Consider the following 13,534-nt stretch of genomic DNA (forward strand, 5'->3'; position numbering starts at 1 on the left):
TCTGTACCGCCAGCGATCACTGGTGTGCCGTGATCACCAGGCACAGCGTGACTGCCCAACAGCCCAACGCCCAGTTCTCGGCCTTGCCGGCTTGCCGGCCGAGCGTGTTCGACGTTACCGCTGCCCACAGCCGTCGACCCGCAGCAACACTTCGGGCACCGCCGTCCCGGCGGTGATGCCGCGTCAGCCCAGCGCGCGGTCGAGGTTGAAGGCGGCGCTGATCAGCGAGAGGTGGGTGAAGGCCTGGGGGAAGTTGCCGAGTTGTTCTCCGGTCGGGCCGATCTCCTCTGCGAACAGACCGAGGTGGTTGGCGTAGGTGAGCATCTTCTCGAAGGCGAGCCTGGCCTCCTCCAGGCGGCCTGCGCGGGCCAGCGCCTCCACGTACCAGAAGGAGCAGATCGAGAAGGTGCCCTCGGGGCCGTGCAGGCCGTCCGGGCTGGCGGTCGGGTCGTAGCGGTAGACCAGCGAGTCGGAGACCAGGTCCGTGGTGAGCGCATCCAGGGTGGAGAGCCACTTGGGGTCGGTGGGGGAGACGAACTTGGCCATCGGCATCATCAGCAGCGAGGCGTCCAGCACGTGGTCGTCCAGCCCCTGGACGAACGCCCCTCGCTCGGCCGACCAGCCGCGCCGCATGATCTGCCGGTAGATCGCGTCGCGGGACTCCCGCCAGCGGGGCAGGTCGGCCGGCAGACCGCGGCGGTTCGCCATGCGCATCGCGCGCTCCAGTGCCACCCAGCACATCAGCCGCGAGTACACGAAGTTCCGCCGACCGCCCCTGGTCTCCCAGATTCCCTCGTCGGGCTGGTCCCAGTGCTCGCACAGCCAGTCCACCACGGCACCGACCTCGTCCCAGCGGTCACTGCTGATCGGCTGCCCCCATTTGTCGTAGAGGTAGATCGAGTCGATCAGGGCTCCGTAGATGTCCAGCTGGAGCTGGCCGGTGGCGGCGTTGCCCACCCGGACCGGTGCGGAGCCGAGGTAGCCCTCCAAGTGCGGAAGCTCATACTCGGGCAGCTCGGTGCGCCCGTCGATGCCGTACATGATCTGCAACGGACCGCTCTCCCCCGTGCCCCGCATGATGCCCCGCTCGGAGAGAAACCCCATGAACGCCTCGGCCTCCGAGGTGAACCCCAGGCGCAGCATGGCGTAGACGCAGAAGGCGGCGTCGCGGACCCAGACGTACCGGTAGTCCCAGTTGCGCTCGCCGCCGATCTGCTCGGGCAGGCTGGTGGTCGGTGCGGCGACGATCGCACCGGTCGGCGCGTAGGTGAGCAGCTTCAGCACCAGCGCGGAGCGGTTCACCGTCTCCCGCCACCGCCCGTGGTAGCGCGAGCCGGCCAGCCAGTGGCGCCAGAACCGGACGGTCGCGTCGGCCTGTTCCTGGGCCTCGGCGCGCGGGCACGCCCGGGGCGGGGTGTCGTCGCCGATCTGGTCGAGGGCGAATACGTTGGACTCGCCCTCGAGGAGCTTGAAGTGCGACCACACGTCCAGGCCGTCGGTTTCCAGGGGTGCGGTGGAGGTCAGCGCGAGCGTCAGTGACGGGGAGCGGAACACCGCCGTGTGGTCTTCGAGGTGCGTGGTGTGCGGTTCGGCGCCGTAGCCGAAGCGGGGGGCGATCCGCGCCCTGAACGGGAGGGTTCCGCGGACGCAGAGCACCCGTCGGATCAGCCGGTGCCGGGCGGCCTCGCGGGACTCGTCGACCACGGGCATGAAGTCCTGGATCTCCGCCACCCCGTCCGCGGCGAAGAACCGCGTGATCAGCACGTTCGTGTCGGGGAAGTAGAACTGCCTGGTGCGGGTCGGGACCTCGGCAGCCAACTCGAACGACCCGCCCCGGTCGGCGTCGAGGATGGACCCGAACACGCTGGGCGCATCGAAGCGCGGGCAGCAGTACCAGTCGATGGTGCCGTTCGTGCCGACCAGGGCGGCCGTACGAAGATCGCCAATCAGGCCGTGATCGGAAATCGGGATGTACCGGCCGCCGTCCGCCTGCACGAAACCAGCCGTGTCGAACGCCATACCGGCCTCCCAGCTGCTGCTGCCCGGGCCTGGAGATGAAGCCTTGCCTTTCATGCTAGACCGCTACTCGAGGCAGGGGTCTGACGGAGCCGTCCGGACAGGACTCGGCGGCCGGCTCGCTTCAGTGGCTTCTTGGTCGGCTGCACCGCCCACAGAGGTGAGCTCCCGCAGGCGTGGAATCGTTCGGTTGGGACTGCGGTCCCCGATGTGGTTGAAGACCAGCAGCACGGGCGGGCGCGGCACCTGCCCGTACTCGGCGCGGACCGACCAGCGGGTGCGCCACATCGGCCGGCCCTTGCCGTCGGTGTCCTTGACCTGTCGGCGGAAGAACCGGTGGTACTTCGCCGGCCTGGCCGCGATCTCCTCAGCGGTCTCGTGACAGTGGTCGACCTCGATGAACAGCAGCGGGACCCCGGACCGAGGGACGGTGAGCACGATGTCGGCCTTGGCGCCGCCCTGCCCGGCGCGGCCCACGGGTCGGGGGATTCAGCGGTCCCGGTGGGCGGGAGAGCGGCTGCGGGCGCTGCGGCGCCGGCTCCACCACCCAGTGGCTTCCAGGTCACGAGTGCGGCCGCAGGCTCAAAGGCCGCGCCCGAAGGACCCGGCGAAGGGCACCACTGCCGCGCGGCCAGCTCGGTGATGCTCGCGTCGCGTTCTGCCGCGCGGGCGCAGGCTACTCGCGTCCGGCAGACGACACTGGACCCATGACCGAGCACCGCTTCACCCTCGACAACACCAGCGCCACCATCGCCCCGGCCGCTGTCCGCCCACCCCACTACCTGCACAACCTCCGATACAAGAAGCCGACGGAGGCCCCCGAGGGGCACGCCCTGCGCGCTCTGTCCGACCTCACGGTGGTGACCTGTGCCTGCGGCCTCACCACCCCAGCGCTCCCGAACGACGACGCGCGACTCGCTTACGAGGAGCACCGCAACGAGATCCGTGACCAAACGGCCTGAGCGCCGGCTCAGCGGCCGATAGCGTCGCGGACCAAGCCCTGCGGCATCACGCGGCGCAGCAGGTCGGCTCACCGGCCGCTGCCTTCGGCCTTCGTACGGGCGAGTAGGCGCGGTTGCTGCGGGAGTCGTAGGCCTTGTCGGCTCGGACCCGGTCCGGGCGCTTGCGCGGTCCGCCGAGCCCGAGCCGTGGCACTTGGATGGCTTCCAGGACGGGTTCGAACCGCGGGGAGTCGCCCCGCTGCCCGGCCGTGACCACGATGGACAAGGGCTTCTGCCCCTCTTCGACCGCGAGGTGGATTTTGGTGGTCAGTCCGCCGCAGGAGCGTGCGAGGCCGTGATCGGCCGGCTCGACGGCGATCCCGCGCCGGGCGGCTCCTTCTGGAGGTCCCCCTTTCGCCTCCCCGGCGGCGTGCCGCTGGGCACGGCAGACGGTGGAGTCCACGTTGACGTCCCAGGTCATCAGGCCCTTCGCGTCCGCCTCGGTCTGGCCACACCCACCGGTACCCGCGCCCCCTGTGCCGGCCAGTCCGGTCGGGAAGGGCCGGGGCAGCAAGTGGAGGAGGACGGCTTCGATGTCGGCGCGGGCGGGGGCGCTGGTGGCAATGAAGCTGCGGAGGGTGATGCCGTCCATGCCGGTGGCGGTGGGAACCGCCCGTCACCCGTGTGGAAAACCTGCAGGTCCCCTCCATATAGGACCCGATCCGCCCTATATGGAGGTCATGCTTCCGCTAGGACTTCTCGGGACAGGGCGTGTGCCCATGAGGAGCTCCGCCCCTTCGCTCACCTACGCCTCAAGGAGTCATCCCCATGGAGCCTCCCGCCATCGCCCCGTGCCTGGGTGTGTCCGACACCCAGGCGGCCGTCGACTTCTACGAGAAGCTCGGCTTCACCGCCCTGCCCGCCGGCAACGACCCGGACGACGACCTGCGCATCCTGCTCTTCGGCGGCGAGTTCGCCCTGATGGTCTACCGCGACGAGCACCTGCGCAGCTGGCTGCCCGTACTGAAGGACACCCCGGTGGGCGCGTTCGGCATGTTCTACCTGGCCGTCGACGACTTCGACGCCTACGTCGAGCGGATCCGGCCGCTGGTCACCGTCCAGAACGACGCCATGGAACACCACGGCCAGAAGCTCTTCTACTTCACCGACCCCAACGGCTACATCGTCGCCGTCACGCAGAAGCAGGCCTGGTGACCACAATGACGAAGAACACTGGACAGGCCCCCGCGGGCATCGTGAAGTGCGCCGCCTTCTGGGGCCATGACGGCAAGGCGCTCGCCGCCTTCTACGCCGCCGTGTGAGAGGGTGCGCGACGTGAAGTCAGTAGGCGAGCCCCACCGGGACCCGCCGCGCGGTGCGGGCGGTGGGTGTGCGCGGCATGGCGAAGGGGCGTCCGGTTGCCCCTTCACCATGCCGCGAGGTGCCGCCCCGCCCCGGCAACGCCATCCGGCGGAAGCCGCCTCCGGCTCCGCTCGTGACCTGGAGGACGGTGCCGGCCGAGCGGTGCGAGGGGCGTGGGCGCAGGGTATGTCAATGAGTCAGCGAGTACGCGCCGGGGCGAAGGGGATTCCCGAAGCCATGCCGCGGCGGCCGACCATGACGGACTCGCCGAGGAAGCTCACGCCGATGGAGAGCTGGAGGGGGCGTGCGTTCTCGTGCATGCCCATCTTCACCGCCAGGACACTGAAACCGGCCGTAACCGCCAGGGTGCCGATCACGGTGAGGAAGGTGCGGCCGGTGTACCGCTGCCACAGGACACCTCCCTTGTCGATGAGTTGAACGGTGGCGCCGCGGAGTGCGCCGAGTGCCGCGCCGAGGACGGCGCCGGTAATGGCCCAGGTGAGGTCGGTGCCGGTCAGATCCGTCATCTTGACGAGGGACAGGACGCCGATCCCGGTCAGGATCGCCGGGGCCGCGAAGAGGTCCCTTGCATTGACCGGTTCACCGATCATCCGCTTGATCACGACCGCGATCACGACCACCACGATGATCGCGGCGAGTAGCCAGGGGTTCACGCAGATACCACCCATCTTTATGGCATGACTAAGCTAAAAAGAAGTTAGCCCAGACGTGCTATAACGGCAATGTGCCAAAGATCGTCGATCCCGTAGCCCGCCGCAGGGCGGTGGCGCAGGCCGCCCTGTCCGTCGCCGCCCGGCAGGGGCTGGAGCATGCGTCGCTGCGCAACGTCGCCGATGAAGCCGGACTCGCCATCGGCTCCGTCCGCCACTACTTCGCCGACCACGACGAGTTGATGACCTTCACGATGCGGGAGCTGAGCCAGCGCATCAGCGACCGCATCCGCACCCACGCCGAGCGGCTCCTGGCTCCATACGGCTGCACCGACCGCCAGGCCGCAACAGAAGAGCTCCTGGCCGAGTTCCTCCCCCTGGACGAGGCCCGCCGCCAGGAGGCCGCACTCTGGCTCGCCTTCACCTCCGCAGCACACACCCGCCCCGAGCTGCGGCCCTGCGCAGCCGAGATGCAGACCGACCTGCACACCCTGATGTCGCGCGTGCTACACGAAGCCCGGTGCGCCGGTGGGCTGCCGGCCGGCATGGACGTCGAACTGGAAAGCACGCGACTGGCCGCCCTCCTTGACGGACTCACTCTCCAGGCGACGCTGCTGCCGGACCGCTATCCGCCGATGCTGCTCCGGCAAGTGCTGCGGCGGCACCTGGACGCCCTCAAATCCGACAGCTGACCTCCGGCCAACGCGTTCAGCGCGCACGCCTCGGAGACATCAAGGGCTAACCGATCACCCGGCCGGCACTTCGCCGGGCGCGCTGCCATGGTCGGCCGGGCTGATCCGCGCGTCACCATGCCCGCTGTTCGCGCGCTGGTCCGGTCGTTCGTCGACGTCTGTACGACGCGCATCTGGGCAGACCGCGGCCTAGTTGGGCGATCTCCTGATCCCTGACCCAGGGTGCAAGCAGCGACAGGGGGCGTATGGGAACATCCCCGCGTGCACGGGGAGCAGGCAGACCGACCTGGGGTTTTACGGCCGGAGCCCCCCAGGAGGTGGCGCGACGTCGTTATGGTCGAACGCCGCAGCCCCGCCATCGGCTGAGGCGCCACCGCTGATCGACCCGGGCCCGCCACCCGGGAGACGACTCAGGGGCGGGATCCGGTTCAGGGCTGGTGCCACTCCAGGTAGGTGAACTCGTCCGCCGGGCTCGCGGGGGACGACCAGCTGTTCGAGAGGACCGTGATGTTGACGGTCGCGGACTTGGTGATGGCGGCGGTGGGCGCCTTGACGAGCAGCTGCTCGGTGCCGTACTCGATGAGCTCGGCGAGCTTGTCACCGAAGTAGACCCGAGAGTCCTGGCCGAAGTAGATGCCGTTGACCTGGGCTTGGTCGCCGGCCCGGCCACTGTCCGGGCTGATGCTGGTGACCAGCACGGCGGCGGGGCCGCCGTAGGCGAACTGGCCGCGCGGGACGGCCGGGGAGGTGCCCAGACTGCTGGTGACCCGGATGTCGACCACGCCGACGCCCTCGGGCGCCCAGGCGATCATCACGTCGTCGCGGAAGACGTAATTCCTGGTGCTCGACACCGTGCCGAAGTCGACCACGACACCCTGCTCGAACCCGCTGCCGACGATCTCGATGGGGGCGCCGGCCGTGCCGACGGGGGTGACGAGGGTCACCACCGGGCCCGACTGCACGTCAGGCGCGCCGAGGAGGCCCAGGTATGTGGAGTTGGCGTGCTGGAAGGCCACCTGGCCCATGAAGTCCTGGGTCGACTTCTTCACCACGTTCGGGTCGAAGGGGTCGTAGGTGTTGTTCAGCTGGTCGTCCTTGCCCGGCTGGACGTAGATGTTGGGACCGGGGAGGCCGGCGAGCGTCGAGATGACGGCTTTGACGGCGTCGTCCGCCGCCGGGCCCGGAGGACTCGGGTACCACTGGTCGGCCACCGCAAGGTTGTTCCAGGCCTGCGGCACCAGGTCGTTCATGTTGTAGTGGCGCTCGTTCGCCTGCCATTCCAGGGAGTCGACGTAGGCGGCGAACTCCTCTCCGCCGGCGGTGGGGGCGGCGAAGGTGTGCAGCTCGAAGTTCGGCCTCCCGTTGGGCCAGGTGAGCGTCTGCAGGTACGGGGCGACCATGGTCGCGATACAGCCGCCCAGGCTGTGGCCGGTCACATAGACCGTCGGGTTCGGCTGCGCCTGCCCCAGGGCGGTGATGAGCGCCTGCGCCAGGGTGACACCCGCCGTGCTCATGGTGACGACCTGGGTGAACGCCTTCATCGCCCCCTTGGAGACCGGGACCGGGGACGACATCCCGACGAGGTTGAACGGGACCACCGTGCCGACGTCGAGGTCCTCCAGCAGATCGGGCACGTTGCCGACGGTGCCGCGGATCACCACGGCGAACGAGTTTGAGCCGTTGGTGTTCTTGGCGAGGTAGGCCATGTTGGCGTTGCCCGGACTCATCGCGAGCCAGCAGAGGACCCAGGTGCCCTGGGTCGCGAGCGAGGTGTCGGCCAGTTGCCGGTTGATGCCGAGGATGATCCGGGTGCTCTGCTCCGCGAGGGTCTCGCCCGAGGGGCGCGGGGTGGCGCCGGTCGCCGCGATCGCGGAGAGCGTCATGGTCACCTGTGGGACGGTCGGCTGATTCGCATCGGTCGCCATGCTCGCTCCTCTGGGATCACCCGGTCCGGCCGGAGCAGGTACGCGTCCAACCTACTTTTCGCCGGGGAAACCCGACGGGAGGCGGGTCCCGGGTTCACGCGATCGGGGCAGCAGCCCCGGAGGAGGGTTGTTCCCGTCCGGCGGGGACGCTCCAATAGTCCGCTGTTCCGGCCGGCAGTCGGCGAGCACGAACGGTGCCGGCGACGGCTGGCCGCGTCGACGATCGACGACGCGGCCCGCGCGGTGCGTTTCCGCGTCCACGCGCGCCGGTGACCCGGGCCGGGCGGACCCCATGGAGCGTGAGGGCACACACCCGCTGGGGGTCAGCCGATCAGGCGCGGCAGTGGAGCATTTCCAGCGGGGGCGTGAGGAAGTCCGCCCAGAATTCCGCGCCGAACGTGCGCACGCCGGCCTCCGACACCGGGATCGGAACCCGGGTCAGGTCGCTGAATCCGGCCACCCTCAGGGAGTCCTCGTACACCTCGCCGCGCGGGCGGTTCGCGATGAACGAGACCGGCGGATCGAGGAGCGCCGTGGTGCGGACCTGTGGGCCGGTCTCGGCCTCTCCGTCGTGCCGCGTCTCAGCGGAACGCGCCGACGTTGCGGGTGGCCCAGTCGGCGAAGGGGCGAGCGGGGCGGCCGAGGACCTGCTGGACGGCCGGGCTGACGCGTAGTTCGGCCTCGCTCGGGGCGCCGAGGATGTCCAGGGTGTCCTCCGCGAGCTCCGCCGGCATGCTTCGGGTCATGGCGGCCTTGGCCTCGCCGCGGGTGAGATCGTGGAACCGCAGGGGCGAGCCCAGCGCTGTGGCGATGGCCTGCGCCTGCCGGCGCGGGGTGATCACCTCCGGGCCGGTCAGCTCGTACACGCCGCCGACGTACCGGTCCTCCAGCAGGCAGGCCGCCGCGACCTCGGCGATGTCCACCGGGTCGATGATCGGCACCCCGACGTCACCGAACGGGGCGGCGACGACCCGCTGCGCGCGGACGGACCCGGCCCACCACAGGGCGTTGGAGGCGAAGCCGCCCGGCCGCAGGATCGCCCACTCCAGGCCGGACTCCCGAACCACGTCCTCCAGAGCACGCATCGCGATCCGCGTCGCGCCGAAGGGCCTGGTCGCCACGCCCTGTGTGGAGAGCAGGACGACCCGGCGGACCCCGCCGGCCGCAGCTCGGGCGACGATCTCGGCTGGGCCGGTCCCGGGACCGTGCAGGTCGCCGGAGAGCAGCAGGAACAGCGCCTTCGCCCCGGCGAGCGCGGGCTCCAGGCCGGCGGGCTCGGCAAGATCGGCCGCCAGGTGGCGGACGCCGTCCGGCACGGGCGCCGCGTGCCGCGACACCGCTGTCACCTGCTCACCCGCCTCGGCCAGCGCCCGCGTCAGCGGCCAGCCCACGTTTCCGGTAGCCCCGGTCACCACGATCATGATCAGCTCCTCATCCGACGTCATGTGTGGTTCTGACGCTAGGACTTAGAGCTAACTCTCAGTAAGGACATACCCAGAGGTAAGCTCCTCACATGACGGGAAGCGCGCAGCTAGGACACGGCGGCACGGGAAGGCGGTATGACGTGTTTCACACCGACTGCCCCGCGCGCGACATGGTCGACCACGTGACCAGCAGATGGGGCATCTGGGTGCTGATCTCCTTGCAGAGCAACGATCTTCGGTTCTACGAGCTGCGCGAGAGCATCCAGGGCATCAGCGAGAAGATGCTCGCCCAGACATTGCGCGCGCTGGTCCAGGACGGCCTGGTGTGGCGGACGGTCGAGCCGACGACGCCGCCTCAGGTCACCTACGGGCTCACCGAGTTCGGCAAGGACGTGAGCGAGCCGCTGGTGGAGCTGTTCGACCGGATCACCCGGTGGCTGCCGCCACGCACCGCTTAGTGCTGTGACCGAATGGCTGGCCGGGTCGATTTTGGGCCCGCGTGCCGGTACCCGCTTCCGGGGTGCCGTGCGTGCCCGCCATGCACGGGGCCGTATGGCGGCGCTCCGTCGGGACCGCCGAAATCGCCACGGTCACTCGGCGATTGCCCGGGTGAGCACGACCACGGCGACGAAGCTGCGGTACAGGCGGATCGGGTCGGTGTCGGTGAGGTGCACGGTCAGCTCGTCTTCACGCACTGCACCATTGATCCACGTCGCCATCTCGGCCAGGCCCGCATCGCGGAACTGGATGGTGAGCGTGGCGGGGAGGTCGATGGCGGGCACCGCGGCGTGCGGCAGCCGCGTCACCGCCTCCTGGGCGGCCTCCCGGATCACGTCGCGGGCCTGTGCTGGGTGCATGCTGTCGGCGGCGAAGCGAGACACCGACGTCTTGACCACGGCGGCACGAATGCCGGGACAGAACGGCTCGATCTCCTCGGCCGTGGTTCGGTCGCCCGTGATCAGCACCACCGGCACCCGGTGCCCGAGTGCGACCAGCGCGTTGATGCCGCTCTCGCCCGCGGGCACTCCGTTCAGCCGGACGCCGGCGATTGCCTTCGGGTTGTAGGTGTGCGACAGGGCCGAGACCGGACCGGCCATCGACCCGTGGTAGGAGACGAGGAAGACGCCGTCGAACGAGGCGTCGAGGCCCTGCATCATGTACAGCGGCTTGTGACGGCCAGAGAGGTACCGGGCTCGGCCGGCGAGCTCGTCGGGGCGGAGGTTGGCCATCGCAGAGTGCGAGTCGTTGACGAGGAACTCCCTCGCGCCCCCGGCCTTCGCGCCCTCGATGGCGGCGTTCACCTCGCCCTGGAGCAGGCTGCAGGAATAGCCGTACTGGGCACCTGAGGGCCTGCACTGGTCCCAGTCGACAACCCCCGCGGTGCCCTCCATGTCGGAGGAGATGAAGATCTTCACGACGCATCCCTTCAACATCGCGTGCCGACCACCGAATTGAACAGCGAGAGGGTCACTCCCCTGGGCCGGACGCCCGGCAGGAAGCGGTGCCAGGCGCCAGTCCGACTGTCGGTCTCCATCTGGCTGCCTGCGCCAGAGTTTGCGCCCGGAGGCGCGCGTGTTCGATGGACTTGTGCGTGAAGTGGCCGAAAGCGTCCGGCCGCGTATCCGGTCTCGGCCCCGCGAGCGCGTTGCGTCCACGCTCGCCGGAGGCGGTGCCCACGGATCGACTGGCGGTACGACGGGCGCCGCACCCTGCGCGTACCCCGGCGAGAAGGCGGCGCCCGGAGCGGGCGCGGGACTGGAAACCCGGGCCACGGCCGGCCCCGGAGCAGGCTCGGGCCTTGGTGTCGGAGCCGAATCCGTACCCGGGGCCGGGGCGGTACGGCGGCGGCCGCGGTGGTGACGGCTGCGTCGGCCTGATCCACGCCGACGCCCGCCGCGTGCGTGTCGGCCAGGATCCGGGCTACGTCGACACCGGACGCATCCAGGCGGCCCATAGCGGCCGTGATGTCCGGCCAGGCCGGGAAGGCCACTCGCGTCGCGCACCAGGCTCTCCGGCAGCGTGGTGCGCAGCAGGTTGGCCCAGCCCAGGGTCTGTCCGGCAAACGGGTGTAACTCGGTTGTGTTGAGTTAGCGCTGTGGGCCGGCGACGGCGGCGAGGGCGCCAAGCGGTCCGCTCGCCCGGTCTGCCCGGTCTGCGCCCAGGCGATGCCGCCGGTCTCCACCGGCCGCACCCGCCGCTGCTGCACCAACCGGTGCGGTCGCAGAGCCCCGGGGCTACGCCAGCGGGGGTGGCTTCCCAGCCCGCTGCCGGACCTGGCCACCGCCACGTGACTGCCGCCGGCCCACGCCGCCATCGCGGTCGTCTCTCCAGCGGTTCCGTCACCCCGATTCTGGCCTGGATGCGTACTTGAAGGGTTCGAGCACGGACAGGGGCCTTGAAAACCCGCTCGGGCGGGGGGAAAGTCATCTCAACGAGCAGGCTGAGCAAGGGAGTCGGACGATGAAGACGCGACACCACGACGCACCCTGGGGCACCACTCGCATGGCGCCCTACGCCGAGACCGCCCCGATCCCGTCGCTCACCCCGGTGATCGACCGCGAAACCCAGACCGCCGTCATCATCGACGGACACGGACGCACGATCACGCTCGGAGATCGCCTGGCCAGCTTCAACCCCTCGAACTCCACGTCCACCAGCAGCAGCACCAACAACTCCACGAGCACCAGCGGCTACGAGGGCTCGTCGGACTCCGACGACAACTCGGACTCGGACTCGGACTCGGACCACCACTCCCGCTGATGACGACAGCTCGGAGCGGATCGGTGCTGGTGCTCACCAGCCCGCACGACGTGACCGCCGATGTGGTCCTGCGGATCCTCGCGGATCGCCGGGTTCCGGTGGTGCGCCTTGACCCGGCTCCCGATCTGCTGGCCGGTGCTGCTCTGACCGCCTCGTACCGCACCGGCGATCAGGGCGGCACGCTGCGCACGCCGAGCCGCGAGCTCGACCTCACCAGGGTTCGCTCTGTCTGGACCCGCCGCCCCTCCCCCTTCGAAGGGCCGGCCGGACTGGACGCCGAAGAACGCAGGTTCGCCGCGTCGCAGTCCCTGTGGGGCGTCGGCGGTATCCTGGCGTCTCTTCCGGGCGCCCACTACGTAAACCATCCGTGGGACAACCGGGCAGCGGAGTACAAACCGGCCCAGCTTGCCGCCGCGCAGCGTAGCGGTTTCCCGATCCCCAGCACACTGATTACCAACGACCCCGACACAGCACGGGAGTTCGTTGCCCGCCAGACCGGCGGAGCCGTCTACAAGCCCCTATGGAATACGCCGTACAAGGTCGACGGCCAAGCGCACCAGGTATGGGTGGGGGAAGTCCACGCGCGCGAGATCACCGCCGCCATCGCCACCTGCCCCCACCTCTTCCAAGCCAAAGTGGAGAAGGCGTTCGACGTACGCCTCACTGCTGTCGGCACCCGGCTGTTCGCTGTCCGGATCGACAGCCCTGACCTCGATTGGCGCCGACGGCAGTCCTTGATGGAGTGCTCACCGATCACCGTGCCCCCACAGATCGCGCGCTCGGTTCTTGCCTTCCTCGCCGATTCCCGGCTCACCTTCGGCGCCTTCGACTTCGCCGTCACAGCCACCGGTGACTGGTACTTCCTCGAGTGCAACCCCAACGGGCAATGGGCATGGCAGCCCGACTCGATCACAGACTCGATTGCCCATGCCATCGCTGACCAGCTGCACAGAGGCCCAACCACGTGAGTACCGGCGGGGCTTCGGATACGCGCCTTGCCCAGGTCAGGACCCTCCAGTGGTCGGAAGAAGGAGTGCAGCCCTCCCGACCCGTCGGGGGACGCTTGCCGCTTCGAGGCGCCATTCGTCGCAGAACTGGGAGAGCGCTTCGATGCAGAAGTCTTCACGGAGCAGGTGAAAACGCGTGCGGCCGACCGGGTGGCAGCTGTGGCGGGTGGCGTAGTCCCGGGCTGTCGATGCTGCCGCAGCGGGCAGGGATCGCAGTGCCCATGACCCTTTGAGGTGAGGAGCTGACGTTTCCATGCTGGAGCGCACCCGGCGCAAGAACCGCACCGAGATCACGTTCGTCCTGTCCGCCGGCCACCCGGCCAGTGAGGTCAGCGTGGTCGGCGACTTCAACGACTGGCGGCCCGGCGCCCACCCGATGACCGAGCGCCCCGACGGCATCCGCGCCGTCACGGCCACCCTGCCGGTGAACGAGCGCCACGGTTTCCGCTACCTCGCGCACGGCGGCCACTGGCTCGATGAAGATGGAGCGGACGGCCACGACGGCCGCAACAGCCTCCTGCACACTTGACCCTGCCACGACAGCGGCAGCTCCCGGGAGCCCGTGCTGCTGCTGAATTGAGCGCTAAGTGGTCGGCTCCGGAAGTCCTCGGGGGTGACTGCAGGGCCCCGTCTGCGCGAGACCGGCCAGAGCGACGATGTCCAGCTCGCTCCGGCCGGTATCCGGCTGGCGTACAAGGGGCCGGTGCGGAAGTGTGTGGTGTCTACCTGCGCTTCG

Annotated in this window: 15 protein-coding genes; 7 read left to right on the top strand and 8 right to left on the bottom strand. The window is 69.6% G+C overall.

The features are described from left to right. Positions 1–183: 183 nt before the first annotated feature. The gene (locus AB0M76_RS36630; RefSeq protein ID WP_365957069.1) at positions 184–2,019 is read right to left on the bottom strand and encodes a glycoside hydrolase family 15 protein; all 1,836 of its coding nucleotides are present in this window, start codon (positions 2,017–2,019) and stop codon (positions 184–186) included. A 63-nt stretch (positions 2,020–2,082) separates the two neighbouring features. Further along, positions 2,083–2,493: a hypothetical protein gene (locus AB0M76_RS36635; protein ID WP_365957070.1), complete on the bottom strand. Its 411-nt coding sequence runs from the start codon at positions 2,491–2,493 to the stop codon at positions 2,083–2,085. A gap of 230 nt (positions 2,494–2,723) precedes the next feature. Between AB0M76_RS36635 and AB0M76_RS36640 the strand changes: the two genes are divergently transcribed. Continuing rightward, positions 2,724–2,978, top strand: a complete 255-nt coding sequence (locus AB0M76_RS36640) for a hypothetical protein (RefSeq protein WP_365957071.1) — start codon at positions 2,724–2,726, stop codon at positions 2,976–2,978. A gap of 46 nt (positions 2,979–3,024) precedes the next feature. On the opposite strand, the gene AB0M76_RS36645 is transcribed toward AB0M76_RS36640, so the two are convergent. Continuing rightward, positions 3,025–3,609 (bottom strand): transposase, encoded by a 585-nt coding sequence (locus AB0M76_RS36645; RefSeq protein WP_365957072.1) that lies wholly within the window; start codon positions 3,607–3,609, stop codon positions 3,025–3,027. A 176-nt stretch (positions 3,610–3,785) separates the two neighbouring features. Between AB0M76_RS36645 and AB0M76_RS36650 the strand changes: the two genes are divergently transcribed. Beyond that, positions 3,786–4,172 carry a VOC family protein gene (locus AB0M76_RS36650; protein WP_365957073.1) on the top strand — a complete coding sequence of 129 codons (387 nt, stop codon included), beginning with the start codon at positions 3,786–3,788 and terminating at the stop codon, positions 4,170–4,172. Positions 4,173–4,516: 344 nt separating this feature from the next. On the opposite strand, the gene AB0M76_RS36655 is transcribed toward AB0M76_RS36650, so the two are convergent. After that, positions 4,517–4,993: a DUF1453 domain-containing protein gene (locus AB0M76_RS36655; protein ID WP_365957074.1), complete on the bottom strand. Its 477-nt coding sequence runs from the start codon at positions 4,991–4,993 to the stop codon at positions 4,517–4,519. A gap of 71 nt (positions 4,994–5,064) precedes the next feature. On the opposite strand from AB0M76_RS36655, the gene AB0M76_RS36660 reads away from it, so the two are divergent. Continuing rightward, entirely contained in the window at positions 5,065–5,682 is a 618-nt protein-coding gene (locus tag AB0M76_RS36660) for a TetR family transcriptional regulator C-terminal domain-containing protein (RefSeq protein WP_365957075.1), read from the top strand. Positions 5,683–6,110: 428 nt separating this feature from the next. Here AB0M76_RS36660 and AB0M76_RS36665 read toward each other — a convergent pair whose 3' ends face one another. The 3 genes from AB0M76_RS36665 to AB0M76_RS36675 form a co-directional block, all read right to left on the bottom strand. Beyond that, complete coding sequence (locus AB0M76_RS36665; protein ID WP_365957076.1) at positions 6,111–7,607, bottom strand: IPT/TIG domain-containing protein; 1,497 nt, start codon at positions 7,605–7,607, stop codon at positions 6,111–6,113. Positions 7,608–7,938: 331 nt separating this feature from the next. Then, positions 7,939–8,067: a hypothetical protein gene (locus AB0M76_RS36670; RefSeq protein WP_365957077.1), complete on the bottom strand. Its 129-nt coding sequence runs from the start codon at positions 8,065–8,067 to the stop codon at positions 7,939–7,941. 121 nt (positions 8,068–8,188) lie between these two features. Continuing rightward, the gene (locus AB0M76_RS36675) at positions 8,189–9,028 is read right to left on the bottom strand and encodes an NAD(P)H-binding protein (RefSeq protein WP_365957100.1); all 840 of its coding nucleotides are present in this window, start codon (positions 9,026–9,028) and stop codon (positions 8,189–8,191) included. Positions 9,029–9,120: 92 nt separating this feature from the next. Here AB0M76_RS36675 and AB0M76_RS36680 point away from each other — a divergent pair, with 92 nt between their 5' ends. Continuing rightward, positions 9,121–9,489, top strand: coding sequence for a helix-turn-helix domain-containing protein (locus AB0M76_RS36680; RefSeq protein ID WP_365957078.1), 369 nt, complete (start codon positions 9,121–9,123; stop codon positions 9,487–9,489). 132 nt (positions 9,490–9,621) lie between these two features. Here the strand turns inward: AB0M76_RS36680 and AB0M76_RS36685 are convergent, their stop codons facing one another. After that, on the bottom strand, positions 9,622–10,446 hold the full coding sequence (locus tag AB0M76_RS36685; protein WP_365957079.1) for a M55 family metallopeptidase: 825 nt from the start codon (positions 10,444–10,446) through the stop codon (positions 9,622–9,624). A 1,045-nt stretch (positions 10,447–11,491) separates the two neighbouring features. On the opposite strand from AB0M76_RS36685, the gene tgmA reads away from it, so the two are divergent. The 3 genes from tgmA to AB0M76_RS36700 all read left to right on the top strand — a co-directional run bounded on the left by tgmA (position 11,492) and on the right by AB0M76_RS36700 (position 13,327). Continuing rightward, positions 11,492–11,791 carry a putative ATP-grasp-modified RiPP gene (tgmA, locus tag AB0M76_RS36690; protein WP_365957080.1) on the top strand — a complete coding sequence of 100 codons (300 nt, stop codon included), beginning with the start codon at positions 11,492–11,494 and terminating at the stop codon, positions 11,789–11,791. After that, positions 11,791–12,759, top strand: coding sequence for an ATP-grasp ribosomal peptide maturase (tgmB, locus tag AB0M76_RS36695; protein WP_365957081.1), 969 nt, complete (start codon positions 11,791–11,793; stop codon positions 12,757–12,759). The genes tgmA and tgmB overlap by 1 nt, the downstream gene beginning before the upstream one ends. A gap of 292 nt (positions 12,760–13,051) precedes the next feature. Further along, a complete protein-coding gene (locus AB0M76_RS36700) occupies positions 13,052–13,327 on the top strand; it encodes an isoamylase early set domain-containing protein (protein ID WP_365957082.1) in 276 nt (91 codons plus the stop codon). Positions 13,328–13,534 lie beyond the last annotated feature (207 nt).

Origin of the sequence: Streptomyces sp. NPDC051364, from assembly GCF_040682115.1 — a bacterium.
Lineage (GTDB): Bacteria > Actinomycetota > Actinomycetes > Streptomycetales > Streptomycetaceae > Streptomyces.

Excerpts from the sequence above, each read along its gene's own strand:
- AB0M76_RS36630 (WP_365957069.1), bottom strand. The coding sequence starts at position 2,019 with ATGGCGTTCGACACGGCTGGTTTCGTGCAGGCGGACGGCGGCCGGTAC.
- AB0M76_RS36640 (WP_365957071.1), top strand. The coding sequence starts at position 2,724 with ATGACCGAGCACCGCTTCACCCTCGACAACACCAGCGCCACCATCGCC.
- AB0M76_RS36645 (WP_365957072.1), bottom strand. The coding sequence starts at position 3,609 with ATGGACGGCATCACCCTCCGCAGCTTCATTGCCACCAGCGCCCCCGCC.
- AB0M76_RS36650 (WP_365957073.1), top strand. The coding sequence starts at position 3,786 with ATGGAGCCTCCCGCCATCGCCCCGTGCCTGGGTGTGTCCGACACCCAG.
- AB0M76_RS36665 (WP_365957076.1), bottom strand. The coding sequence starts at position 7,607 with ATGGCGACCGATGCGAATCAGCCGACCGTCCCACAGGTGACCATGACG.
- AB0M76_RS36675 (WP_365957100.1), bottom strand. The coding sequence starts at position 9,028 with ATGATCGTGGTGACCGGGGCTACCGGAAACGTGGGCTGGCCGCTGACG.
- AB0M76_RS36680 (WP_365957078.1), top strand. The coding sequence starts at position 9,121 with ATGACGGGAAGCGCGCAGCTAGGACACGGCGGCACGGGAAGGCGGTAT.
- tgmA (WP_365957080.1), top strand. The coding sequence starts at position 11,492 with ATGAAGACGCGACACCACGACGCACCCTGGGGCACCACTCGCATGGCG.
- tgmB (WP_365957081.1), top strand. The coding sequence starts at position 11,791 with ATGACGACAGCTCGGAGCGGATCGGTGCTGGTGCTCACCAGCCCGCAC.
- AB0M76_RS36700 (WP_365957082.1), top strand. The coding sequence starts at position 13,052 with ATGCTGGAGCGCACCCGGCGCAAGAACCGCACCGAGATCACGTTCGTC.